Origin of the sequence: Kitasatospora sp. NBC_00374 (assembly GCF_041434935.1) — a bacterium.
Lineage (GTDB): Bacteria > Actinomycetota > Actinomycetes > Streptomycetales > Streptomycetaceae > Kitasatospora.
In genome coordinates, this window is record NZ_CP107964.1 from 2,966,424 (window position 1) to 2,990,639 (window position 24,216).

The window sequence follows — 24,216 nt, forward strand, 5'->3', positions numbered from 1 at the left end:
GGATCAGACCAGGCCCTCGCGGAGCGGCTCGCCGCCGAGCACGTGCACATGGGCGTGGAAGACGGTCTGGCCGGCGCCGGCGCCGGTGTTGAAGATCATGCGGTAGTCGGCGATGCCCTCGCCCGCGGCGACCTCGCCCGCCTCGGTGAGCAGCTCGGCGGCGAGGGCCGGCTCGGCCGCGGCGAGCGCGGCGGCGTTCGGGTAGTGCACCCGGGGGATGACCAGGACGTGGGTGGGGGCCTGCGGGTGGATGTCGCGGAAGGCGATCGTGTCCTCGGTCTTGCGGACCACGGTGGTCGGGATCTCGCCCGCCACGATCTTGCAGAACAGGCAGTCGGACTGCGGCTCGCCGGCCATCTCGGTCTCCTCGTGCTGATCGGCCGTCACGGGAGTGACGTGACGGCCCTGGCGTGACTGTCGGCGGCAGCCTAGCCGAGCCGGGGTCCCACCCACCGGCGTCCGTCCGGGCCCCGATGTTTGAAGGCCCCTCAGCGGGCAGGCGACCCGTCGGCGTCGCCCCGTCCCGGCGGCGCCCGGGCCCGGGACCCCGGTTCTCGCCCCTCCCGGGGTCCTCGGGCTCGTCCGGCACCGACCCTCCGGGAGGAAACCCGTATGCCGATCTGGACCGTCCTGCGCCCCCTCCTGGTGGTGGCCGCCGTCGCCGTCGCCGTCCTCGCGGTCGACCGCCTGCTCCTGCTGGCCGTCGGCCGGCTGTCCGCGGGGCGGCCGGGGGCCCGGCGGTGGCGGATGCTGCGGCACTGCCGGACACCCGCCCTGGTGGCGGCGCTGACCGCGCTGCTGCTCGGCTGCGAGCCGGCCATGGGCCTGGGCGGCGGGGTCCGGCCGCCGCTGCGGCACGGACTGCTGCTGGCCCTGCTGGTCGGCACGGGCTGGCTGGCCGCCCGGACGGTCTCGCTGTTCATCGAGTCCGCCCTGACCAGGTACGCGGCCGGGCGGCGCGACCCCGGCCGGGTCCGCCGGGCCAGGACCCAGGCGGAGCTGGTCGGCCGGATCTGCGACGTCGGGATCGCGGTGGTGACGCTGGCCGCGGCGCTGATGACCTTCCCCGCGGTCCGCGCGGTCGGGACCAGCCTGCTGGCCTCGGCCGGCCTGCTGGGGCTGGTGGCGGGTGTCGCGGCGCAGTCCTCGCTGGCCAACCTGTTCGCCGGGATCCAGCTGGCCTTCGGAGACATGGTGCGGATCGGCGACGTCGTGGTGGTGGCCGGCGAGTGGGGCACGGTCGAGGAGATCACCCTCACCGCCGTGGTGATCGCCACCTGGGACCAGCGGCGGATCGTGATGCCGGTCTCGTACTTCGCCGGGAAGCCCTTCGAGAACTGGTCCCGGCGGGATCCGGGCATCACCGGCACCGTGCTGCTGCACCTCGACCACCGCACGCCCGTCGACGAACTGCGCACCGAGTTCGAGAAGCTGCTCGCGGGCGACGAACGCTGGGACGGGACCGGCCGGGCCCTGCAGGTGGTCGACACCACCCCGAGCACGATCGTGGTCCGGGCGCTGATGACCGCGGCCGACGCCGAGCAGGCCTTCGAGCTGCGCTGCGCCGTGCGCGAGCACCTGGTGGCCTTTCTCCGCGACCGGCACCCGGCCGCGCTACCCCGGGTCACGGTCACCGCGGCCCCGGCCTCGGCCGCCCTGCCTCATCCGGCCTCCGAGGAACCCGCCGGCCGCGACCGGGCCGGCCGCGGCAGGAGGTAGGGCGGGTTTCTCCTTCACGGCGGGGCGGCTCAGGCCGAGGCGGCGGGGTCCTCGACGTGCCGCTTGAAGTCCTGCAGGGAGCGGTGCACCTGGTGGGCGACGAAGCCGAGCCGGTCGCCGATCACGTCGACGACGCCGTGCGGGGTGTGGTCGAGCTGCAGCATGATCCTGGTCCGGTCCGCGGCCAGCGCGTGGAAGGTGACCACGCCGGAGTGCTCCGCACCGTCCACCGCTCGCCAGGCGATCCGCTCGCCGGCGATCCGCTCGGTGACCTCGGCGTCGAACTCGCGCTGGATCCCGTCCACCCGGGCCACCCAGTGCACCGTGCCGCCCGGCCCCGGCGTCACCCCCTCCACACCCGCCATGAAGCGCGGGAACGCCGAGATCCCGCACCACTGCTCGTAGGCGGCCTCCACCGGTACCGCCACCTCGACCGACTCCTCGATCCGGGACATGGCCTCTCCTTCCACTGGACGTGTCACGGCTCGTCTGCCCGCCTGCGGCCGCCCCACGCAGGGCCTGCCCGGATCGTCCACGATGGATCAACTCGCCTTTGAATCCGCACAGTTGACCACCAGGTGGGCTCGGCCGGTCCGCTTGGCGCCGCCGCCGCGGGGTACCCGCCAGGTGCCGGCGGCGGACGTCCGCGGCGAGGGGAGCGGACACCATGGCGAGAGCGACGACAGTCCCGGTGGACGGGCCGCGGGCGAGGGCCGGGCCGGCCGTCCCGGCCGAGGGGCGGGAGCGGTTCCTGCGCCGTCCGCTCGCCGTCACCGCGCCGACCGCCCTGGTGATGGTGACCGTGGAGGTCGCCCAGGCCGCCCCGGTGACCGGCCCGGCCTTCGACGTGGACGACGTCCTCCTCAACACCACCGGCGCCCTGCTCAGTTGCCTGCTGCTCGGCCGGCGCCTCGGGGTCGCCCTGCACGCCCGCCGCGACTGACCCGGCGGCCCGGCCCGGCCCGCACCACCGTCCGACGAGACCCGACAGAGAAGAGAAGGGGACACCGATGGCACTCCTCAGACGCGGCCGGTCCGCCGAGTCCGACATCCCGGCCGCAGCACCGGACGAAGCCGGGAAGGGGCCGGCCCGCCGGGCCGGGGCAGGGGCCGAGCCGCGCCCGGGCCGGCGCCGCGCCCCCTGGTACGTCGCTCTGCCGGTCACCCTCGCCGCCATCCTCGCGGTCTTCCTCGCCGGGGCGCACCTGGGGCTGCTCCCCTCGCTGCCGAACCCGTTCGAGCGCCGCACCGTCGACCGCAGCCAGCCGGTGCTGCTGCGGTCGATCCAGGAGATGAAGCGGTTCACCGGCGCCCAGGGCAACTTCCAGGTCATCGTCGACCTGGACCACGAGGCCGCGTTCCTGCCGTCCGCCCTGCTCGGCAACCGCACCCTGTACGTGGCGGCCGGCACCGTGGACGCCTACACCGACCTCAGCACCCTCGACAAGGGCGCGGTGACCGTCTCCGCCGACCGCTCCACCGTCACCGTGGTCGTCCCGCACGCCCGGCTCGCCCCGGCCGCGCTCGACGTCCGCCGCTCCTACGTCTACCTCCAGCAGCGCGGGTTCTTCGACCGGATCGGCGACTTCTTCGGCGGCAACCCCGGCAACCAGCAGCAGGTCGAGGTGCTCGCCACCCAGAAGATCGAGCAGGCCGCCAAGGACACCGAGCTCGCCCAGCGCGCCGAACAGAGCACCCGCACCATGCTGGAGGGGCTGCTGCGCTCGGCCGGCTTCACCACGGTGACGGTCACCATGACCGCCTGACCCGCCCGCCGGTACGGCTCGGGGCGCCCACACGCGCAGGTGTGGGCGCCCCGAGTCGTACCGTCTCAGCTCTCGGTCAGCAGTGCGGTACGGAGTTCACCGAGCACGCGCTTGAGCACCCGGGAGATGTGCATCTGCGAGAAGCCGAGCAGCTCGCCGATCTCGGCCTGGGTCAGGTCCGAGCCGAAGCGCAGCGAGAGCACCTCGCGGTCGCGCTCCGACAGCGCGGCGATGGCGGGCTTCAGGGCCTCGCGGTTGAGCACCAGCTCGAAGTCCCGCTCCTCGAAGGCGAGCCGGTCGCCGAGGGTCGGGCCGTCGTCCGTGTCGGAGCCCGCCCCGATGTCGAGCGAGCCGGCGGTCTGGGCCCGGCTCGCGACGATGCCCTCACGGATCTCCGCCTCGCTCAGCGAGAGGTGCTCGGCGAGCTCGGCGGTGCTCGGGGCCCGGTCGTGCAGCTGCTGCAGCTCGTCGGTGGCCTTGGCGAGGGCGATCCGCAGCTCCTGCAGCCGGCGGGGCACGTGCACCATCCAGCCGGTGTCCCGGAAGAACCGCTTGATCTCGCCCGCGATGGTGGGGATGGCGAAGGTGGTGAACTCGACCCCCTGGCCGGGGTCGAAGCGGTCGATGGCCTTGATCAGGCCCACCGTGCCGACCTGGATGATGTCCTCCATCGGCTCGCTGCGGGTCCGGTACCGGCCCGCGACGAACTTGACCAGGGCCATGTTCAGCTCGACCAGGGTCCCCCGGACGTAGGAGAACTCCGGGGTGCCCTCCTCGAGTTGACCCAGCCGCTGGAACAGCGTCCTGGAGAGCGCGCGGGCGTCAGCGGGTGACACGGCTGACGGGTCGTCGATCCTGGGCAGCGGGGCGGGGCCCGTCGGGGTCGCGCTCGGCGACTTCGGGGTGGTGATCGACGTCGTGGGATTCAGGACGGCCATGGCTCTCCCTCTTCCGGCCTCTTGCGTGGTTCGTCCGCGCTCTGACCCACGGCGTGTACCCCGGTCCCACCGGAAGGACCCCGTCCACACACCACCTTCACGATTTCCGGCGCGATCGAACATGGTCGCCCCTTCCTCGGCACGTCCGCGCGGCGTGCATGCGACGGCGGAACGCGGGCAGGCGACGAACGTCCCCGGACAGTCCGGGACGGAACGGACGAAAGGAGCCCCCGTGAGCATCCTGTGGGCCATCCTCGCCGGCCTCGTGATCGGCCTGCTCGCCAAGCTGGTCCTGCCCGGCCGCCAGGCGATCCCGCTCTGGCTGACCGTGCTGCTGGGCATCGTCGGCGGCCTGATCGGCAACAGCCTGGCCGCCGCGCTCGGTGTGCGGGACACCGGCGGGGTCGACTGGGTCCGCCACCTGCTGCAGGTCGGCGCCGCCGCCCTGCTGATCGGCCTGGTCGGTCCCGCCTGGTCCCGCCGGGGACGCTGATCGGGAGCCCGTGCCATGCCACCCTCCGGGCAGCAGCGCCCTTCCGTTTCCCCCCTCTCCACGCCTATCGTCGGCTGTGATCCAGGGCTGCACGGAGGAACGGATGTCTGACGAAGGAATCGAGGCGGAGCGCCTCTGCGCGACCCTCCCGGCCGGCCGGTTGACCGCCCGCCAGGAGCGCCGCGGCACCACCGTGCTGGTCGCCCTGGCCGGCGAGCTCGACCTTGACACGCTGGCTCCGGCCGACGAGGTCCTGGAACAGGCACTCGCGGCCGGCCCCGCCCGCGTGGTGGTGGACCTGGCGGAGGTCAGCTTCTGCGACTCCTCCGGCCTCAACCTGCTGCTGCGCACCAGGCTCGCCGCCCAGGAGGCGGAGGTCGAGCTGCGGCTGGCCGCCGCGCCCGACGGCCAGTTCGGCCGACTGCTGGAACTGACCGGGGCGGGGGCCGTGTTCTCCCTGCACGCCTCGCTCCCGGACGCACTCGCCGACGCGTGAGCGGCGACGACTCCGGGGCGCGACGCGTGCCCCCCACCGACCAATCATGAACGACCATGCCGGGGTGAACAGATGACCAGCGGTCAGAGAGGCGCAGAGGCCGTCGAGCGGCTCCGACCGGACCTGCCCGCCGCCGGGCAGCGGCGGACCGTCCGGCTGGCCGGACTGCCCCGGCAGGTCGTGCTCGGCCGGGAGTTCGCCCGCACGGCGCTGGCCGACTGGGCCTGGCCCGGCGAGGAGGCGGTGGAGGACCTGCTCCTGGTCGTCTCCGAGCTGGTCGCCAACGCCCGTCTGCACGCCGGCGGGGCACTGCAGCTCAGCCTGCGCCTGACGCAGGACCGGCTGCGGATCGAGGTGACGGACGCCGCGCGGACCCCGCCGGTGCTCAGCCTCCCGCACCGCCCCGGCCTGCCCGGCGGCCACGGCCTGCACATCATCCAGCGGCTCGCGGACGACTGGGGTGTCGCCGTGCACGACACCGGCAAGACGGTCTGGGCCGAGGTCCGCGTCCCCGGGGCACCGGAGCCCGGGGTGTAGCACGCCGCATGCGGGGCCCCGCCCGGGGTAGGCGAGCGCCGGTCCGAACGGGCCGCACCACGGGTTGGAGGTCGACACCATGGGAATCGGCGGTTGCGTCATCGTGTTCGCGCTCGGGGCGATCCTCGCCTTCGCCGTCGACTGGCACGTCTCGGGAGTGAACCTGCACACGGTGGGTGTGATCCTGATGCTCGCCGGGCTGCTCGGGCTGGTTACCTATGTCAACGTGTTCCGGCGCCGCCGGGCCGGCCGGCTGCGCGGCGACGCGGTGGTCGAGGAGCGGCGCTACGTCGACGAGGTCTGAGCCGGGCCCGACCGGCCCCGGGGGCGGACGGCGCCTCGCCGTCCGCCCCCGGGGCGCGGGTCACAGCTCCGGCAGCGCCGGCGGCTTCCGGGCCGGGGTCTCGGCCAGCGAGGCCAGGGCGATCCGGACGGCCTCGGCCAGCTGCGGATCCTGGCCGGCCGCCCACTGGTGCGGCGCGATCGGGACCTCGACGTCCGGGTCCACGCCGTGGTTCTCCACGCCCCAGCCGTAGCCCTCCAGCCAGAAGGCGTACTTGGGCTGGGTCACCCCGGTGCCGTCGACCAGGGTGTACTTGCTGTCGATGCCGATCACGCCGCCCCAGGTGCGGGTGCCGACGACCGGGCCGATCCCGAGCGCCTGGATGGCGGCGTTGACGATGTCGCCGTCCGAGCCGGAGAACTCGTCCGCCACCGCGACCACCGGGCCGCGCGGGGCGTCGTCCGGGTACGAGCTCGGGTTCGCCAGGTCGCGGGCCGGGGCCCAGCCGATGATCCGCCGGTTGAGCTTCTCGATGATCAGCTGCGAGGTGTGGCCGCCGCGGTTCTCCCGCAGGTCCACGACCACGCCCTCCTTGGACATCTCGACCTTGAGGTCGCGGTGCAGCTGCGCCCAGCCGGGGCTGGCCATGTCCGGGACGTGCAGGTAGCCGAGCCTGCCGCCGGACAGCTCCCTGGTCGCGGCGCGGCGGCCGGCCACCCAGTCGTGGTAGCGCAGCGCCTCCTCGTCGGCGAGCGGCACCACCACGGGGTGACGCTCACCGGTGCCGTCCTTGCCGGTGACGGTCAGCTCGACCGGCTGGCCCGCGGTGCCGGCCAGCAGCGGCGCGGGGCCGGTCACCGGGTCGACCGGGCGGCCGTTCACGGCCACGACGGCGTCCCCGGGGCGGACGGCCGCGCCGGGCGCCGTCAGCGGGGAGCGGGCCCGAGGGTCGGAGGACTCGCCGGGCAGGATCCTGGCGACCCGCCAGACCTCCCCGTCCCGGACCAGGTCCGCGCCGAGCAGGCCCTGCAGGCGGGCCTCCTCGGTGCCCGGGCCCGGGCCGCGGATGTAGGCGTGCGAGGTGCCGAGCTCGCCGACCGTCTCCCAGAGCAGGTCCTCCAGGTCGTCACGGGTGCCGACCCGCTCGACCAGCGGCCGGTAGCGCGCCAGCACGCCCGCCCAGTCGACGCCGTTCATGTCGGCGCGCCAGAAGTTGTCCCGCATCAGGCGGCCGTTCTCGTCGAACATCTGGCGCCACTCGGCGGCCGGGTCGACGGTGGCGCGCACCCGGGCGAGGTCGACGTCGAGGTCGTCGTCCTCGCCGGCCTTGCTGTCCGCCGGGAGCACCCGCAGCCGCCCCTCGTCCTGCACCGCGAGCCGGCTGCCGTCACCGCTGACGGCGTACCCGTCGACACCGGCGACGAGCTCCTCGGCCCGGCGCTTGGCGAAGTCGAACCGCTCCAGGGCGGGGCGGGGGTGGACGTCCTCCAGCGAGGCGGCGTTGTCGCCCAGTTCGCCGACCAGCGGCACCCTGGTCCACACCACTCCGTCCTTGGTGGCGTGCAGGCTCCCGAACTGGCCGCCCTCCACCGGGAACGGGATGATCCGGTCGGCGATGCCCTCCAGGTCGACCCGGGTGACCGGGGCGGCGTCCTCGCCCTTCTCGGCGTCCTTGCCCTCGGCACCGGCCTTGGCGCCCTTGGCGTCCTCCGACTCCCCTCCGATCGGCCGTCCGGCCCGCTGCGGACCGAACGGTGACGGGGTGTCGGCCGCCAGCGTCAGCAGGTACGGCCGGGTGCCGGTCGGGAAGGACAGGTCGAAGACGTGCGAGTCGTAGACCGGGTCGAAGTTGCGGACCGACAGGAAGGCCAGATGCCTGCCGTCCGCCGTGAAGGCCGGCGAGTAGTCGGCGAACCGCTGCGGGGTGGCCTCGGCGACGGTGCGGTCGGCCAGGTCGGCCAGCATGATCTGGCGCAGGCTCCACGGGCCGAGCACCGGCTGCGACCAGGCCAGCCAGCCCGAGTCCGGGCTGAACACCAGGCCGCTGACCTCGCCGTCGCCGCTGCGGATCAGCTCGTGCACGGCGCCGTCGGCGAGCGAGACCAGCAGCAGCCGGCCGTCGTGCGAGGCGGCGGCCAGTTGCTTCCCGTCGGGCGACACCGCCAGGTCGAGGACCCGGCCGAGCTGCCCGGCGGCGAGCCGGCGGCGCTCGGCGCCCAGCACGGCGGGGGCGAACTCGATCGCGTCGTCGCCCTCGGCGTCGGTCACCCAGACCGCACCCTGCTCGCCGTCCGCGCCCGGGACGACCCGGGCGAGCCGGGCCCGGGCGCCCGGGGTCTGCTCCAGCAGCCGGGCCGGGCCCTCCCGGTGGGTCAGCCAGTGCACGCTGCCGCGGACGACGACGGCGCTGGCCCGGCCGGTGCGGTCCGGGGCGACGGTCTCCAACTGCCCGGCGGCCGGGGTGGGGTGCGGCTGGCGGTCCGGGCGGGGCCCGGCCGGGCGGACGTCCAGCCGGCGCGGCTCGGCGCCGTCCAGGTCGTCCAGCAGCCAGAGGTCGCCGCCGCTGTGCCAGATCACCCGGGTGCCGTCGGTGCTCGCGTTGCGGGCGTAGAACTCGTTCTCGCTGTGGCGCCGCAGGTCGGAGCCGTCCGGCAGGCTGGAGTACAGCTGCCCGGTGCCCTCGTGGTCGGAGATGAACGCGACCCTGGAGGCCGGCCCGGAGCCCACCCACAGCGGGGACTCGATGTTGCCGTCCAGTTCCCGGTGCAGCCGCTCGAACTCCTGGGAGCCGATCCACAGCTTGCCGGCCGTGCCGCCCCGGTAGCGCTTCCACCAGGCCGGCTCGCGGCTGATCGCGGAGAGCAGCAGCACCCTCTCGCCGTCCGGCTCGAAGGCCAGCCCGCCGATCGGGCCGTACGGGAGCCGGGTGGGCTCGCCGCCGTCGAGCGGCACGGCGAAGGCCCAGGACCGGCGGATGGTGGCCTGCCCGGCGGTGGTGGTCGCGATCGGGCGGCCGTCCGCGGTCCAGCCGCGCAGGGTGGTGTACGGGTTGCCCCAGTAGGTGAGCCGCCGGGCCGGGCCGCCGTCGACCGGGGCCACGTGGACCTCGGGGGCGCCGTCCCGGGTGGAGGTCCAGGCGACCAGCCGGCCGTCCGGCGAGAACCGGGGCCGCCGCACCGGGACCTGATCGGCGGTCAGCCGCCAGGCCCGGCCGCCCTCGACCGGGGCCAGCCAGATGTCGTCCTCGGCGACGAAGGTGACGAGGTCACCGTGGAGGTGCGGGTGGCGCAGGTAGGCGCTCGCGGGGGTGCTCTCTGGTTCGGTCACGACAGCCACCCTAGGCACGGCCCCGGGGGGCGGCCAAGGGTTTCTTCGAGGGCGAACTCCGAGGGCCGGCGCGGCCGGTGCCGGGCCGGTGCCGGGCCGGTCAGGCCCAGCGGCCGGTGCGGCCGAGCAGCAGCGCCCCGGCGGCCACCCCGGCGGTCGAGGTCCGCAGGACGGAACTCCCCAGCCGGTGCGGGCGGGCGCCGGCCTCGGCGAAGGCCGCCAGCTCCTCGGGGGCGACGCCGCCCTCCGGGCCGACGACCAGCAGGATGTCCCCGCCGCCCGGCAGTTCGGCGGTGGCCAGCGGCGCGGCGCCGTCCTCGTGCAGCACGGCGGCGAGCGCGGCCTGCCCGAGCAGCGGGACGAGCTGACGCGTCGTCACCAGGTCGCGCACCTCGGGGAACCGCAGCCGGCGGGACTGCTTGCCGGCCTCCCGGGCGGTGGCCCGCCACTTGGCGAGCGCCTTGGCGCCGCGTTCGCCCTTCCACTGCGTGATGCAGCGGTTCGCCGCCCAGGGGATCACCACGTCGACCCCGACCTCGGTCATGGTCTCCACCGCGAGCTCGCCCCGGTCACCCTTGGGGAGCGCCTGGACCACCACGATCCGGGGACTCGGCTCCGGCTCCCGGCGCACCGTGTCCACCGTGACGTCCAGCGCGTCCTTGCCGTGCACCGCCGTGACCGTGCCGTCCACCCCGAGGCCGAGGCCGTCCGCCAGCGTGACGGCCTCACCGGGCTCCAGCCGCTTCACCGCCGCCGCGTGGCGGCCCTCCGGGCCGTCCAGCCGGACCACCGAGCCGGGCCCGGCGGCACCCAGCACCGCGGTCTCGACGACGAACACGGGCGCGGTCATGAACCAAACCTCCGGTAGATCTGTCTGCGTCTGTCGGCGGCCTCGGCCGCCGGGTCCGGACGCGTCGGACCGCGTCCACACGCGAGGGGCGCCGGGGGGTGACCCCGACGCCCCTGGGAGAGCCCTCGGTCAGCGACCGTTGAACGCGTCCTTCAGGCGGGAGAACAGCCCCTGTTGCCCGGGCGCGAAGTGCCCGGACGGCCGCTCCTCGCCGCGCAGCACGGCCAGCCGCCGCAGCAGGTCCTCCTGCTCGGGGTCGAGCTTGGTGGGCGTCTGCACCTCGACATGCACTATCAGGTCGCCCCGGCCGCCGCCGCGCAGGTGCGTGATGCCCCGACCGTGCAGCGGGATCGACTGGCCGGACTGGGTACCGGGCCGGATGTCGACCTCCTCCAGCCCGTCCAGGGTCTGCAGCGGCACCTGGGTGCCGAGCGAGGCGGCCGTCATCGGGATGGTGACCGTGCAGTGCAGGTCGTCGCCGCGGCGCTGGAAGGTCGGGTGGGTGGTCTCGGCGATCTCGACGTACAGGTCGCCGGCGGGGCCGCCGCCGGGGCCGACCTCACCCTCGCCGGCCAGCTGGATCCGGGTGCCGTTGTCGACACCGGCCGGGATCTTGACGGTGAGGGTGCGGCGGGCGCGGACCCGGCCGTCGCCGGCGCACTCCGGGCACGGGGTCGGCACCACGGTGCCGAAGCCCTGGCACTGCGGGCAGGGACGGGAGGTCATGACCTGGCCCAGGAACGACCGGGTGACCTGGGAGACCTCGCCCTTGCCACGGCACATGTCGCAGGTCTGCGCGGAGGTGCCGGGGGCCGCTCCCTCACCGCTGCAGGTGGTGCAGGTGACGGCCGTGTCGACCTGGAGCTCCTTGGTGGTGCCGAACGCGGCCTCCTCCAGGGTGATCTCCAGCCGGATCATGGCGTCCTGGCCGCGCCGGGTGCGCGAGCGCGGTCCGCGCTGGCCGCCGGCGGCGCCGAAGAAGGCGTCCATGATGTCGGAGAAGCCGAACCCGGCCGCACCGAAACCGCCGGCGCCGCCGCCACCGCCGCCGCCGTTGGGCGACAGCGGGTCCCCGCCGAGGTCGTAGACCTGACGCTTCGCGGGGTCGGAGAGCACCTCGTAGGCGGCGTTGATCTCCTTGAACCGCTCCTGCGTCTTCGGGTCCGGGTTGACGTCCGGGTGCAGTTCGCGCGCGAGACGTCGGAACGCCTTCTTGATCTCGTCCTGACCCGCGTCACGTCGGACGCCGAGTACCGCGTAGTAGTCCGTGGCCACCAAATGCTCCGGTTTGTTCCGCCTCTAGAAGTGCTTGCGACTGCTGCGCGCCGTCCTGCGACGCGTTGTTCCTACGACTCGGCCAGGATCTGGCCCACGTACCGTGCCACCGCTCGCACCGCCCCCATTGTGCCGGGGTAATCCATCCGGGTCGGACCGATCACCCCGAGCTTTGCCACGCTCTGGTCGCCCGAACCGTAACCGACCGAGACCACCGAGGTGGAATTGAGCCCCTCGTAGGCGTTCTCGTGGCCGATCCGGACCGTCATCGTGGCGTCCGCCGTCTCACCCAGCAGGCGCAACAGCACCACCTGCTCCTCCAGTGCCTCCAGCACCGGCTGGATGGTCAGCGGGAAGTCATGTCCGAAGCGGGTCAGGTTGGCGGTGCCCGCCAGCATGATCCGCTCCTCGTTCTGCTCGGCCAGCGTCTCGAACAGGGTGGCCAGCACCGTGCTCACGGCCGGCCGGTCCCCCGCCTCGAAGGCGGCCGAGAGGTCCTCCAGTGCCGTCGGCACCTCGGGCAGCGGCCGGCCCACGGCCTTCGCGTTCAGCTTGGCCCGCAGGTCCGCCAGGACGGTGTCGCCGACCGCGCCGGGGCAGTCGACGATCCGCTGCTCGACCCGGCCGGTGTTGGTGATCAGGACCAGCATCACCTTGGCCGGGGTCAGCTGGACCAGCTCGATGTGCCGCACCGTGGAACGGGTCAGCGAGGGGTACTGGACCACCGCGACCTGCCGGGTGAGCTGCGCGAGCAGCCGCACCGTGCGGGCCACCACGTCGTCCAGGTCGACCGCGCCCTCCAGGAAGTGCCGGATCGCCCGGCGCTCCGGACTGGTCATCGGCTTGACCTCGGCCAGCCGGTCGACGAACAGCCGGTAGCCCTTGTCGGTGGGGATCCGGCCCGCACTGGTGTGCGGCTGCTGGATGAAGCCCTCCTCCTCCAGCGCCGCCATGTCGTTGCGCACGGTGGCCGGGGACACTCCGAGGCTGTGCCGCTCGACCAGCGCCTTGGAGCCGACCGGCTCCTCGGTGCCGACGTAGTCCTGGACGATCGCCCGGAGCACCGCCAGCCGGCGGTCGTCCAGCGGACGGCTGACGGGGCGGGTCTCCACCGCGCGGGCCGGCTCGACGGAACGGGGCTCGTCGACCATGGGCACGCACCTCCGTCTTCGTCCGTTGAGCTGTTGAGTGTCCGATTTCTGGCACTCCGGCGGGCAGAGTGCCAGAACCTTACCTGCCAGTGTAAGGCCCGGGTCCGACGGCAGGAACGGGCCGCCCCGGTGATCCTGCCCGCATTGCCGGGGCGGCAGGCGCCGGTGCGTGGTGCCCGGGGGCGCCCCGAGTGGCAGCATCGGAGGCGAGCGCGCGATCGAAGGAGCGGCGATGTCGACTTCAGGGCAGCACTCCCGGTTCGCCCCCGACCGGGGGCTGACCGGCCGGATGATCACCACGATGTTCCTGATCGGCCTGGTGTACGTGGGCTTCACCGGCCTGCTGATCGTCCTGTTCCGAGGGGCCTGGCCGCTGATCGTCGTGATCTCCGGCGGGCTGTTCGTGGCCCAGTTCTGGTTCAGCGACAAGATCACCGAGCGGGCGATGGGCGCCCACGAGGTCAGCCCCGAGCAGTACCCCCAGCTGCACGGCACCATCGACCGGCTCTGCGCCCTGGCCGACATGCCCAAGCCCCGGGTCGCGGTGGCCGACAACGCCATGCCGAACGCCTTCGCCACCGGCCGCAAGCCGGAGAAGTCCGTGGTCTGCGTCACCACCGGGCTGCTGCGCCGCCTGGAGCCGGAGGAACTGGAGGGCGTCCTCGCCCACGAGCTCTCGCACGTCGCGCACCGGGACGTGGCGGTGATGACGATCGCGGGCTTCCTCGGCGTCCTGGCCGGCGCGATGACCAGGATCGCCCTGTACGGCGGCATGATGGGCGGCAACCGCAACAGCAACGACAGCAACGCCGCCATCGCGATGATCATCATTCCGCTGGTCAGCATGGTGGTCTACGCCCTCAGCTTCCTGCTCACCCGGCTGCTCTCCCGCTACCGGGAGCTGGCCGCCGACCGCGCGGCCGCCCAGCTCACCGGCCGACCGAGCTCGCTGGCCTCCGCCCTCACCAAGGTGACCGGCCAGATCGCCGCGATCCCCACCCGGGACCTGCGCCAGGCGCAGGCGTACAACGCCTTCTACTTCGCGCCTGCACTGAGCGCCCGGGACGCCGCCACCCAGCTGCTGTCCACCCACCCGTCGCTGGAGCAGCGGCTGGCGCAGCTGGCGAAGATCTCCGCCGAGCTCGGCCGGTGAGAGCCATCCAGCAGAGGAGCTGCACGTGGGATTCCTGGACGCCCTGTTCGGCCGCAGCAAGCCCGTCAAGCCGGACCTGGACCAGCTCTTCGGGGTGCCCTCGGCCGCACTGACCCTGGAGGCGGCGTCCGCCTTCCGGCCGACCGGTCTGGGCTCGGTCTGCTTCGCCGCCGTCGAGGGCGGCGCCTTCGCCGAGGTGGAGCGGCAGGTCCGGGCCCTGCTCGACGCCGACACCCCGAACGGCGGAGTGCCGGTGGAGGCCTCCCAGGACGCCTACGGGTACTCCTGGCTGCTCGCCCGGCACTCCCCCGAGCAGCTGCCGGAGCTGGTGAACGACCTGCACGCGGTCAACAGCGAGCTGGAGGTCAACGGCTTCGGCCCGCAGCTGCTCTGCTCGCTCGTGGGCTTCCGCAACGAGGCCGGGCAGCCGCTGGCACTGGTGTACCTGTACAAGCGCGGCTCGTTCTACCCGTTCGCCCCGATGCCGGGCGGCGGCGAGAAGCGCAACACCCCGCTGGAGCTCCAGGTGAAGGCGATGCTCGGCAACGACCTGCGGCTGGAGAACGACCTGAGCCGCTGGTTCCCGGTCTGGGGCGCGCCCGGGCTCTGACGGCCCGCCGGACCGCAATTCACGGGCGCGGACCGGGCCCGGGCCCCTAGCCTGCCCTGCCATGACCGACTGGCAGAACATCATCGACAACGGCTGCGCGCCCCCGGCCGACCGCCCGGTCGCCGAGGCCGTGGCGGAGCTGAGCCTGGCCCTGCGCTCCCCCGCCCCGGTGCTGCGCGACGAGCAGGCCCTGTACCTGCTGGAGCGCTGGATCCCCGGCCTCGACCCGGCCCTGCGGCGCCGGCTGGGCGACGAGATGGCCGAGCGCCTGACCGACCCCGAGGTCCAGGCCCGCACCTTCGCGCCACTGGTCCTCGCCGAGCTGGTCCGGGCCGGGGAGTACGAGCCGCGCTGGCTGGCGGCGTTCGCCGCCTGGTACCCGGCCGAGACCGATCTGCGCGGGCACCACCCCGAGCTCGGCTGGCTGCACGCGGTGGCCCACGGCGCCGATCTGCTCGGCGCACTCGGCCGCTGCCCCCGGGTCGACCCCGCGCCGCTGCTGTCACTGGGCGCGGCCCGGCTGCTGGCCCCCACCGACCACGTCCTGGACGCGATGGAGGACGGCCGCCTCGCGTACGCGCTGGCCCTCACCCTGACCCGGCCGGAGCTGACCGAACAGCAGTCGCTCGGCTGGCTGGGCCCGGTCGAAGCGGCGTTCGCGGCCCGCCGCCCTGGGCCGGTCCCCGCGCACCTGTCCAACACCGTGCGCACCCTGCGGGCGCTCTACCTGCCGGCCGACCGGGGCGTACGGCCCGCGCGCGACGCGGCGCCGGTGCCGGTGACGCACCGTACGGCGCTGCTGCGGCGGCTGGCCGAGGTGGTCGCGCCGGTGGTGCCGTACACGGGATGACGGCCGGTGCGGGTCGGGGCGGTGACGGCGTGTCGGATTTCGTATAGTCCCGGCATGCGCAGCAGGCAGTACGGACCGGACCTGACCCCGCCGTGGAAGCGGCAGCAACCCGCCCCCGAGGTGGCGGCCGAACGCGACCTGGTGGTCGAGGAGGCCGCGACCGGCTTCTGTGGGGCCGTGGTGCGCTGCGAGAAGACCGCGGAGGGGGTGACCGTCACCCTGGAGGACCGCTTCGGCAGGCACCGGGTCTTCCCGCTGACGCCGCGCGGCTTCCTGCTGGAGGGCCGGGTGGTGACCCTGGTGCGGCCGGCCGGTCCGGCCCCCGCCCGCGGGCCCGGGGTGACGGCCTCCGGCTCGGTCGCGGTGCCGGGCGCCCGGGCCCGGGTGGCGCGCGAGTCGCGGATCTACGTCGAGGGCCGGCACGACGCCGAGCTGGTCGAGCGGGTCTGGGGCGACGACCTGCGGATCGAGGGCGTGGTGGTGGAGTACCTGGAGGGCATCGACGACCTGCCGGCGATCGTCGCCGACTTCGCGCCCGGGCCCGGCCGACGGCTCGGCGTGCTGGTGGACCACCTCCTGCCCGGCACCAAGGAGCACCGGATCGCCGGGCAGGTGACCGGCGACGCGGTGCTGGTCGTCGGGCACCCGTACGTCGACGTCTGGCAGGCGGTCAAGGCGTCCAGCGTGGGCATCCCCGGCTGGCCGGAGGTCCCGCGCGGGGAGGGCTGGAAGGAGGGCGTGTGCCGCCGTCTCGGCTGGCCGGTGGACACCCCCGCGGCGTGGAAGCGGATCCTCGCCTCGGTGAACTCCTACAAGGACCTCGACCCGGCCCTGCTGGGCCGGGTCGAGGAGCTGATCGACTTCGTGACCCTGGCGGACTGAGCGCGGCCGCGGATCCGCGCCCGGGCGCGGCGGTCGATCGCGGATACGCTGGTGAGGTCCCCGCAGTCTCCGCGCACCGGGCTCCCCGGGCGGACGGGAGGACCGATGGCCACCGATCGGGCGAACCCCGTACCGCCCGGACGCCCCGCGGTACCCGGCTCCTACGGCCGGGACCTCTTCGAGCCCGGCGCCCCGGGTGAGGCCGAGCGGATCGACTTCGGCGCCGTCGCCTACGACGGCTTCACACGGGCCCGGTTACTGGCCCTCGGCGCCCGTCCGGGGCTGCGCTGCCTGGATCTGGGCGCCGGCACGGGCACGGTGTCGCGCTGGCTGGCCGAGGAGGTCGGCGCGGACGTACTGGCCGTCGACCGGGACCCGCGCTTCGTCGAGCCGTACGCCGGCCCCCGGCTGCGCACCCTGGCCGCCGACATCACCTCGGCGGACTTCGACCCCGGCCGCTTCGACCTGGTGCACGCCCGGTTCCTGCTGATGCACCTGCCCGACAGCCGGCGGACGATCGCCCGCCTCGCCGGGCTGCTCGCCCCGGGCGGGCGGCTGGTCCTCAGCGACGCGATCGACCTCACCACCGCCGGGGCGCCGGACAGCCCGTACCGCCTCGCCATGCGGGCGATGTGGCGGGGCCTTCGCGAGTCCATCGGCACGGACGTCGGCTGGACGCCGCGGTACCCCGTCAGGCTGCGCGAGGCCGGGCTCACCGGGGTGGGCGCGGAGGTCTACGTCCCGCCGCTGACCCCGGGGGCGCCGATCACCGCCTTCTGGCTGGACACCTGGCGCCGGGTGCGGGAGGCGATGCTCGCCACCGGCCTGGTCGACGCCGACACCCTGGCGGCCGCCGAGCGCGACCTCGCCTCGCCGGACTTCGCCGACCTCTCCCCCGGCATGATCACCGCCTGGGGAGAGGCCGCCGGGAGCGGCCGCGGGGGCGGCTGAGCGCCGGCGGTGGGTTTTCGGCCGGATGTCGAGGGACCGCCCTGCGACCGGGGTCCGGCTTCGGCCAAGGCGGGCGTTCGGGCGGGCGACAGCCCGACGGTCTTGAAAGCGTGAGCATGCCAAGCTGCTCGGCTTCGACCGTGGGGGTACGACATGCGAACAGCACAGGGATCGACCGGCGCCGGGGGCGCGTGGGAACTGGTCGAGGGACGGCCGGAGCCCCGGCTGCGCGGCCACATCCTCGGGTACCGGGGCTTCCGGCAGGATCTGCGCCAGCCGCGACGGCGCCTCGAGGTACCGACCGACGTCCTGACGCTGACCATCGGGTTCGGCGCACCGATGCGGCTGCTCGACGCGGTCTCAGGCGGCTCGCGCGGCTCGCTGGTCTCCTCGGTGGCGGGCCTGCACCGCACCGCCTCCATCGGCGAGCACGGCGGACGGATGCACGGGGTGGCGGTCTCGCTGACCCCCCGGGGGGCGTACGCCGTCCTCGGGCCGGTCGCCGCCGAGCTGGCGTCCCAGTGGGCCGACCTGCGCGATGTGCTCGGCCCGCCGGCCGCCGAGCTGGTGGACCGGCTGGCCGGTGCCTCCGGGTGGACCCTGCGCTTCGCCCTCCTGGACGCGTTCTTCACCGCCCGGCTCGCCGCCGGCCACGACTGGGCCCCGGAGGTCGGCCTGGCCTGGGCCGGGCTGCGCCGCTCGGCCGGCACCGTCCCGGTCGCCCGGCTCGCGCAGGAGAGCGGCTGGAGCCTGCGCCGGCTGCAGAGCCGGTTCCGTGCGCAGGTCGGCCTGCCGCCCAAGCAGGTGGCCCAGATCCTGCGCCTGCAACGGACCCTGGCGGCGTTCGTGGCGCGGCCCGAGCTGACCGGGGCCGAGATCGCGGCCCTGTGCGGCTACTACGACCAGGCGCACCTGGACCGCACCTTCCGCTCGATGGTCGGCTGCTCCCCCGGCGCGTTCCTCGGCCACCGGGCCGCCCCGGCGGGGGCCGAGCCGACCGACCGGCTGGTGGGCCGGATCACCACCGCCGTGCTGCCCGAGGAGCCGCTTTCGCTTTCGTACAAGACCTCGCACGGCTGGCAGGGCGAGTCTTGGCCCGGGCCACGAGGCCTGCGCAACCGGTGACCACGGATCCCCCAGGGAGAACGACATGACCGCACAGACGGACGGCCGTACCCGGCGCCCCGGCGGCCTGCTGGCGAAGGCGATGCTCGGGGCCGCCGCGCTGACCGCGCTGGCGACCGTCCCGGCCGGCGCCGCCGAGCAGCAGATCCTCTCGGCGCCCTACAACGGCGCCTGCGGGTCGGGCTACGGGGTGGTCAACTCCGCGCCCGTCGGCGAGGGCACGATCTACCTCACCTACAACAGCTCCAACGGCTACAACTGTGCCGTGACGGTCCGCAGGAACGACGGGACCAAGCCCTGGATGTCGGTCAAGATCTCGCAGGGCGAGGACCCGGGCTGGGCGAGCGTCGACGAGGGCTACTTCGGCGGCTACGCCGGGCCGGTGTACGTCTACGGCAAGGGCCACTGCATCGACTGGTTCGGCGCGATCGGCAGCGCCACGATGATCGTCAACGACACCAACTGCTGAGCCCCGCGCCCGCCCGCACGGCGCCGCGGGTCAGTCCACCAGGTCCCGGACCACGCCGTCGGCCAGCAGCCGGCCGCGCAGGGTGAGAGCGGCCCGGCCGTCGCCGTAGGCGGCCGGGTCCAGCAGGCCGTCGGCCAGCGCGCGGTCGGCGGCCCGCAGGCCGTCCGGGGTGAGCAGGGTCAGCGGGCAGCCGTCGACCAGTCGCAGCTCCAGCAGGATCCGCTCGACCCGGCGGTCCTCGCCGGCCAGCAGCTCGCGGCCCAGGGCCGGGGTGCGGCCCTCGGCCAGCGCTTGCGCGTACGCGGCGGGGTGCTTGGCGTTCCACCAGCGGACCCCGCCGACGTGGCTGTGCGCGCCGGGGCCGGCGCCCCACCAGTCGCCGCCGGTCCAGTAGAGCTCGTTGTGGCGGCAGCGGCCCTCGGGGGTGGTGGCCCAGTTGGAGACCTCGTACCAGGCGTACCCGGCCGCGGCGAGCGCCTGTTCGGCGATCAGGTAGCGGTCGGCGTGCACGTCGTCGTCGATCATGGGCAGCTCGCCGCGCTTGACCCGGGCGGCCAGCTTGGTGCCGTCCTCGACGATCAGCGAGTAGGCGGAGACGTGGTCCGGGCCGGCGCCGATCGCGGCGTCCAGGGAGGCCCGCCAGTCGTCGTCGGACTCACCGGGGGTGCCGTAGATCAGGTCCAGGTTGACGTGCTCGAAGCCGGCCGCACGCGCCTCGGCCACGCAGGCCTCCGGGCGGCCGGGGGTGTGGTGCCGGTCGAGCAGCCGGAGCACGTGCGGGCGGGCGCTCTGCATGCCGAAGGAGATCCGGTTGAAGCCGCCCTCGCGCAGCTCGGCCAGATAGGCCGGGTCGACCGACTCGGGGTTGGCCTCGGTGGTGACCTCGGCGTCCGGCGCCAGGCCGAACTCGTCCCGGATCGCGGCCAGCATCCGCACCAGGTCACGGGCGGGCAGCAGGGTCGGGGTGCCGCCGCCGAGGAAGACCGTCCGGACCGGCAGCTCGGCCTCGCCCAGCACCCGGCGGGCCAGCCGCACCTCGGCCACCAGGTTGTCCGCGTAGGTCTCCTGCGAGGCCACCGTGCCGGCCGAGCGCAGCTCGGTCGCGGTGTAGGTGTTGAAGTCGCAGTAGCCACAGCGGGTGGCGCAGTACGGCACGTGCACGTAGAAGCCGAAGGGCCGCTCCCCCAGCCCGGTCAGGGCGTGGGCGGGCAGGGAACCGTCGGACGGCACGGGTTCGCCGTCGGGGAGTGCGGAGGGCATTCCCCCATTGTCCCGTACGGCCCGGACTGCTCGGCGGCGGCAGCCTCGGACCGTACGGGACGGGGCGGCTCACGCCTCGACGGTGCCCGCGTACATCCCGGCGACGGCGTCGGCGTAGGTCTTCTCGACCACCGGACGCTTGATCTTCAGGCTCGGGGTGAGCTCGCCGTGCTCGATGTCCAGGTCACGCGGGAGCAGCGAGAACTTCTTGATCGTCTGCCAGCGCTGCAGCTCGGTGTTGAGCCGCTTCACGAACCCCTCGATCAGGGTGTGCACCGCCGGGTCGGCGACCACCTCGGCGTAGGACTTGCCCGCCAGGCCGTGCTCGGCGGCCCACGGCATGATCACCGCCTCGTCCAGGCCGATCAGCGCGGTGCAGTAGTTGCGGCCGTTGCCGATCACCAGGATGTTGCTGACGAACGGGCAGATCGCCTTGAACTTGCCCTCGACCTCGCTCGGCGCGACGTACTTGCCGCCGGAGGTCTTGAACATGTCCTTCTTGCGGTCGGTGATCCGCAGGTAGCCGTCCTTGTCGAGCTCGCCGATGTCACCGGTGTGGAACCAGCCGTCCGGCTCCAGCACCTCGGCGGTCTGCTCGGGCAGGTTGTGGTAGCCGCGCATCACGCCGGGGCCGCGCAGCAGGATCTCGCCGTCCTCGGCGATCCGGACCTCGGTGCCGGGCAGCGCGGTGCCGACCGTGCCGACCCGGAAGTCCTCGGAGCGGTTGACGGTGGAGCCGGCCGAGGTCTCGGTCAGCCCGTAGCCCTCCAGCACCGGCACACCGGCGCCCTTGAAGAAGTAGCCGATCTCGGGCGCCAGCGCCGCGCTGCCGGAGACCGCGCCGCGCAGCCGTCCGCCGAACGCCGCGCGGATCTTCGCGTAGACCAGCCGGTCGGCGATCGCGTGCTGGACCCGCAGGGCGAGCGGCGCGCTGTCCCGGCCGGTCGCGACCCGGTTCTCCTGGGTGACCCGGGCGTACTCGCGGGCGACGCCGGCCGCCCACATGAAGATCTTGTACTTGGCGCCGCCCTCGGCACGGGCCCGGCCGGCGATCCCGTTGTAGACCTTCTCGAAGATCCGGGGCGCGGAGGCCATCAGGGTCGGGCGGATCACCGGCAGGTTGTGGATGATCCGGTCCACCCGGCCGTCCAGGGCCATCACGTGGCCGGTGGCGATCTGGCCCGAGATCAGGGTCTTGCCGAAGACGTGGGACAGCGGCAGCCACATGAACTGGACGTCCTCGGCGCGCAGCAGCCCGCTCTCCTGCTGGGCCAGGCCCTCGTACGCCCAGCAGTCGTGCACCAGGCGCACGCCCTTGGGGCGGCCGGTGGTGCCCGAGGTGTAGATCAGGGTGGCCAGCTGCTCCTTGTCGATCGCCTCGACGGCCTTGTCGACCGCGTCCGGGTGCTCGGCCAGGTGGGCGGCGCCGCGCTCCTCCAGCTCGGCCAGGGTGAGCACGGTCAGCCCGGCGGTCTCGACCGGCCCGGCCGGGGCGTCGAACAGCACCACGTACTCGAGTGCGGGGAGCTTGTCCTTCTCGGCGACGGTCTTGGCGAGCTGGGACTCGTTCTCGGCGAACATCGCCTTGCACTGGGCGTTGGCGAGAATGAAGGCCGACTCGTCGGCGTTGGTGCTGGGGTAGACGGTCGTGGTGGCCGCGCCCGCGCACATGTTGCCCAGGTCGGCGATGATCCACTCGATCCTGGTGGAGGAGGAGATCGCGACCCGGTCCTCCGACACGATGCCGAGCGACATCAGACCCGCGGCGGCGGCCTTCACCCGCTCCGCGGTCTGCGCCCAGGTCAGCGAGCGCCACTGCTCGGCGCCGGGCGCCCCGTCCGCGGCGTGCTCGTCGACCGGCGCGGGATACCGGTACGCCTCATGGCCGGGAGTGGCCTCTACCCTGCTGAGGAAGAGGTGTGCCACGGAGGGCGGACGCCGCTCGATCATGGACTGCACGCTGCTCAACGGGGACCTCCGGGGGGCGGGTGGCCAAGGGTGGAGTGACAGCGACTGTGGGGGGCAGCCGCGTCCGGCCGACTTATTAACCAGCGAGTAACAAGACGGCAATCAGCAGCCTAGGGGGTACGGAGCCGTTCCGTAAGGGGGTCACGACGGGTGGCACGCCGACGGACCGGCAGTGCAAAGGACTGTACAAGCCCGCAGGTTCGGTACCGAAGAGGCCGGACCCTTGCAGTTCCGAATCAAAAACGGGGATGCGCGGCATCCCGGCGACGACGAGAGTGTCACGGTGCTCATCAGACTTCTCCGGGCCCATCTGAGGCCCTACTCACAACCGATCCTTCTCCTGGTCCTGCTCCAACTCGTCTCCACCATCGGCATGCTGTACCTGCCCACGCTGAACGCCGACATCATCGACGACGGCGTGCTCAAGGGCGACACCGGCTACATCCTGCGGATCGGCGGCGTGATGATCGCCGTCTCACTGGCCCAGGTGCTCTGCTCGATCGGCGCCGTCTACTACGCGGCCCGCACCGCGATGGCGGTCGGCCGGGACATCCGCGCCGCCGTCTTCGACCGGGTGCAGAGCTTCTCGGCCCGCGAGCTCGGCCAGTTCGGCGCACCCTCGCTGATCACCCGCACCACCAACGACGTCCAGCAGGTCCAGATGCTCACCATGCTGGCCTTCACCCTGATGGTGGCCGCGCCGATCATGTGCGTCGGCGGCGTCGTCATGGCACTCAACCTGGACGTGCCGCTGTCCGGCCTGCTGCTGCTGGTCATCCCGATGCTCGGCGCCGTCGTCGTGGTGCTGATCCGCCGCCTGCGACCGCAGTTCCGCGGCATGCAGACCCGGATCGACGGGGTCAACCGGATCCTGCGCGAGCAGATCACCGGCATCCGGGTCATCCGGGCCTTCGTGAAGGACGGCCACGAGCAGCAGCGCTTCGGCGCCGCCAACGAGGAGCTCGCCGACGTCTCGCTGAAGGTCGGCCGGCTGCTGGCCTTCATGTTCCCGGCCGTGATGGCCGTGGTGAACATCTCCAGCGTCGCGGTGCTGTGGTTCGGCGCGCACCGGGTCGACAGCGGAGCGATGCAGATCGGCGCGCTGGGCGCCTTCCTGTCCTACCTGATGCAGATCCTGATGAGCGTCATGATGGCCACCTTCATGTTCATGATGGTGCCGCGCGCCGAGGTCTGCGCCGAGCGGATCCAGGAGGTGCTGGCCACCGAGTCCAGCGTCGTGCCGCCCGCCTCCCCGGTCACCGAGCTGCGCTCGCACGGCCACCTCGAACTGCGCGGCGTCGACTTCCGCTTCCCCGGCGCCGAGGCCTCGGTGCTGCGCGGCATCGACATCACGGCCCGGCCCGGCGAGACCACCGCGGTCATCGGCTCCACCGGCAGCGGCAAGTCCACCCTGCTCGGCCTGGTCCCCCGGCTGTTCGACGCCACCGGCGGCGCCGTGCTGGTCAACGGCGTGGACGTGCGTGAGATCGCCCCCGAGCGGCTGGCCGAGGTGATCGGCCTGGTCCCGCAGAAGCCCTACCTGTTCACCGGCACGATCGCCTCCAACCTCCGCTACGGCCGGCCCGACGCCACCGACGAGGAGCTCTGGCAGGCCCTGGAGACCGCGCAGGCCAAGGAGTTCGTCGAGCGGCTGGAAGGCGGCCTGCAGGCACCGGTCGCGCAGGGCGGCACCAACGTCTCCGGCGGGCAGCGCCAGCGGCTGGCGATCGCCCGGGCGCTCGTCCGGCGGCCGGAGATCTACCTGTTCGACGACTCCTTCTCGGCCCTCGACTACGCGACCGACGCCAAGCTGCGCCGGGCCCTTGCCGCGGACACCGCCGACGCCACCGTGGTGATCGTCGCCCAGCGGGTCTCCACCATCCGCGACGCCGACCGGATCATCGTGCTCGACGAGGGCGCGGTGGTCGGCAGCGGCACCCATCACCAACTGATGGCCGACAACCCGACATACCGGGAGATCGTGCTCTCCCAGCTCACCGAGCAGGAGGCGGCGTGACCACCCCGAAGCAGGGCCCCAACCCCGGCGGCCCCGCGAGCGACAGACCGGCCGGCGGCGCGGTCGGCGGCTCCCAGGAGGCGGCCGCCCGGCGCG

At 73.7% G+C, this 24,216-nt stretch carries 23 protein-coding genes and 1 pseudogene; 15 read left to right on the top strand and 9 right to left on the bottom strand.

The window, feature by feature from the left end; translation table 11 throughout:
- Positions 1-3: 3 nt before the first annotated feature.
- A complete protein-coding gene (locus OG871_RS13325) occupies positions 4-357 on the bottom strand; it encodes an HIT domain-containing protein (RefSeq protein WP_371503295.1) in 354 nt (117 codons plus the stop codon).
- Positions 358-612: 255 nt separating this feature from the next.
- On the opposite strand from OG871_RS13325, the gene OG871_RS13330 reads away from it, so the two are divergent.
- Positions 613-1,719 (top strand): mechanosensitive ion channel family protein, encoded by a 1,107-nt coding sequence (locus tag OG871_RS13330; protein WP_371496965.1) that lies wholly within the window; start codon positions 613-615, stop codon positions 1,717-1,719.
- A gap of 29 nt (positions 1,720-1,748) precedes the next feature.
- Here OG871_RS13330 and OG871_RS13335 read toward each other — a convergent pair whose 3' ends face one another.
- Positions 1,749-2,174, bottom strand: coding sequence for an SRPBCC family protein (locus OG871_RS13335; RefSeq protein ID WP_371496966.1), 426 nt, complete (start codon positions 2,172-2,174; stop codon positions 1,749-1,751).
- Between the two features lie 230 nt (positions 2,175-2,404).
- Here OG871_RS13335 and OG871_RS13340 point away from each other — a divergent pair.
- Both OG871_RS13340 and OG871_RS13345 read left to right on the top strand, forming a co-directional pair.
- Positions 2,405-2,662: pseudogene (locus OG871_RS13340) on the top strand (VanZ family protein); the annotation flags it as partial.
- Between the two features lie 67 nt (positions 2,663-2,729).
- On the top strand, positions 2,730-3,485 hold the full coding sequence (locus OG871_RS13345) for a DUF4230 domain-containing protein (RefSeq protein WP_371496967.1): 756 nt from the start codon (positions 2,730-2,732) through the stop codon (positions 3,483-3,485).
- A 65-nt stretch (positions 3,486-3,550) separates the two neighbouring features.
- Here OG871_RS13345 and OG871_RS13350 read toward each other — a convergent pair whose 3' ends face one another.
- Positions 3,551-4,423, bottom strand: a complete 873-nt coding sequence (locus tag OG871_RS13350; RefSeq protein ID WP_371496968.1) for an RNA polymerase sigma factor SigF — start codon at positions 4,421-4,423, stop codon at positions 3,551-3,553.
- A gap of 232 nt (positions 4,424-4,655) precedes the next feature.
- Between OG871_RS13350 and OG871_RS13355 the strand changes: the two genes are divergently transcribed.
- The 4 genes from OG871_RS13355 to OG871_RS13370 all read left to right on the top strand — a co-directional run bounded on the left by OG871_RS13355 (position 4,656) and on the right by OG871_RS13370 (position 6,253).
- A complete protein-coding gene (locus tag OG871_RS13355) occupies positions 4,656-4,916 on the top strand; it encodes a GlsB/YeaQ/YmgE family stress response membrane protein (protein ID WP_371496969.1) in 261 nt (86 codons plus the stop codon).
- Between the two features lie 103 nt (positions 4,917-5,019).
- On the top strand, positions 5,020-5,412 hold the full coding sequence (locus tag OG871_RS13360; protein ID WP_371496970.1) for an STAS domain-containing protein: 393 nt from the start codon (positions 5,020-5,022) through the stop codon (positions 5,410-5,412).
- Positions 5,413-5,484: 72 nt separating this feature from the next.
- A complete protein-coding gene (locus OG871_RS13365; RefSeq protein ID WP_371496971.1) occupies positions 5,485-5,949 on the top strand; it encodes an ATP-binding protein in 465 nt (154 codons plus the stop codon).
- A 79-nt stretch (positions 5,950-6,028) separates the two neighbouring features.
- Positions 6,029-6,253: a DUF6458 family protein gene (locus OG871_RS13370; protein WP_371496972.1), complete on the top strand. Its 225-nt coding sequence runs from the start codon at positions 6,029-6,031 to the stop codon at positions 6,251-6,253.
- A gap of 60 nt (positions 6,254-6,313) precedes the next feature.
- Here the strand turns inward: OG871_RS13370 and OG871_RS13375 are convergent, their stop codons facing one another.
- From OG871_RS13375 to hrcA, 4 genes are all read right to left on the bottom strand, one after another.
- Positions 6,314-9,559, bottom strand: coding sequence for a PDZ domain-containing protein (locus OG871_RS13375; RefSeq protein ID WP_371496973.1), 3,246 nt, complete (start codon positions 9,557-9,559; stop codon positions 6,314-6,316).
- Positions 9,560-9,659: 100 nt separating this feature from the next.
- Positions 9,660-10,409 carry a 16S rRNA (uracil(1498)-N(3))-methyltransferase gene (locus tag OG871_RS13380; RefSeq protein ID WP_371496974.1) on the bottom strand — a complete coding sequence of 250 codons (750 nt, stop codon included), beginning with the start codon at positions 10,407-10,409 and terminating at the stop codon, positions 9,660-9,662.
- A gap of 129 nt (positions 10,410-10,538) precedes the next feature.
- A complete protein-coding gene (gene dnaJ, locus OG871_RS13385) occupies positions 10,539-11,684 on the bottom strand; it encodes a molecular chaperone DnaJ (RefSeq protein ID WP_371496975.1) in 1,146 nt (381 codons plus the stop codon).
- 71 nt (positions 11,685-11,755) lie between these two features.
- Positions 11,756-12,835, bottom strand: a complete 1,080-nt coding sequence (hrcA, locus tag OG871_RS13390) for a heat-inducible transcriptional repressor HrcA (RefSeq protein ID WP_371496976.1) — start codon at positions 12,833-12,835, stop codon at positions 11,756-11,758.
- Between the two features lie 232 nt (positions 12,836-13,067).
- On the opposite strand from hrcA, the gene htpX reads away from it, so the two are divergent.
- The 7 genes from htpX to OG871_RS13425 all read left to right on the top strand — a co-directional run bounded on the left by htpX (position 13,068) and on the right by OG871_RS13425 (position 18,875).
- On the top strand, positions 13,068-13,988 hold the full coding sequence (gene htpX / locus OG871_RS13395; RefSeq protein ID WP_371496977.1) for a zinc metalloprotease HtpX: 921 nt from the start codon (positions 13,068-13,070) through the stop codon (positions 13,986-13,988).
- Between the two features lie 25 nt (positions 13,989-14,013).
- The gene (locus OG871_RS13400) at positions 14,014-14,598 is read left to right on the top strand and encodes a hypothetical protein (RefSeq protein WP_371496978.1); all 585 of its coding nucleotides are present in this window, start codon (positions 14,014-14,016) and stop codon (positions 14,596-14,598) included.
- Positions 14,599-14,659: 61 nt separating this feature from the next.
- The gene (locus tag OG871_RS13405) at positions 14,660-15,448 is read left to right on the top strand and encodes a DUF2785 domain-containing protein (protein WP_371496979.1); all 789 of its coding nucleotides are present in this window, start codon (positions 14,660-14,662) and stop codon (positions 15,446-15,448) included.
- 54 nt (positions 15,449-15,502) lie between these two features.
- The gene (locus OG871_RS13410; RefSeq protein ID WP_371496980.1) at positions 15,503-16,330 is read left to right on the top strand and encodes a DUF3097 domain-containing protein; all 828 of its coding nucleotides are present in this window, start codon (positions 15,503-15,505) and stop codon (positions 16,328-16,330) included.
- A gap of 105 nt (positions 16,331-16,435) precedes the next feature.
- Positions 16,436-17,281 carry a class I SAM-dependent methyltransferase gene (locus OG871_RS13415; RefSeq protein WP_371496981.1) on the top strand — a complete coding sequence of 282 codons (846 nt, stop codon included), beginning with the start codon at positions 16,436-16,438 and terminating at the stop codon, positions 17,279-17,281.
- Between the two features lie 153 nt (positions 17,282-17,434).
- Positions 17,435-18,406: a helix-turn-helix domain-containing protein gene (locus OG871_RS13420; RefSeq protein ID WP_371496982.1), complete on the top strand. Its 972-nt coding sequence runs from the start codon at positions 17,435-17,437 to the stop codon at positions 18,404-18,406.
- A gap of 25 nt (positions 18,407-18,431) precedes the next feature.
- Positions 18,432-18,875: a spore-associated protein A gene (locus OG871_RS13425; RefSeq protein WP_371496983.1), complete on the top strand. Its 444-nt coding sequence runs from the start codon at positions 18,432-18,434 to the stop codon at positions 18,873-18,875.
- A 30-nt stretch (positions 18,876-18,905) separates the two neighbouring features.
- Here the strand turns inward: OG871_RS13425 and hemW are convergent, their stop codons facing one another.
- Both hemW and OG871_RS13435 read right to left on the bottom strand, forming a co-directional pair.
- Complete coding sequence (gene hemW / locus OG871_RS13430) at positions 18,906-20,135, bottom strand: radical SAM family heme chaperone HemW (RefSeq protein ID WP_371496984.1); 1,230 nt, start codon at positions 20,133-20,135, stop codon at positions 18,906-18,908.
- A 69-nt stretch (positions 20,136-20,204) separates the two neighbouring features.
- Positions 20,205-22,103 (bottom strand): long-chain fatty acid--CoA ligase, encoded by a 1,899-nt coding sequence (locus OG871_RS13435; RefSeq protein WP_371496985.1) that lies wholly within the window; start codon positions 22,101-22,103, stop codon positions 20,205-20,207.
- A 283-nt stretch (positions 22,104-22,386) separates the two neighbouring features.
- Here OG871_RS13435 and OG871_RS13440 point away from each other — a divergent pair, with 283 nt between their 5' ends.
- Positions 22,387-24,120, top strand: coding sequence for an ABC transporter ATP-binding protein (locus OG871_RS13440; protein ID WP_371496986.1), 1,734 nt, complete (start codon positions 22,387-22,389; stop codon positions 24,118-24,120).
- Positions 24,121-24,216 lie beyond the last annotated feature (96 nt).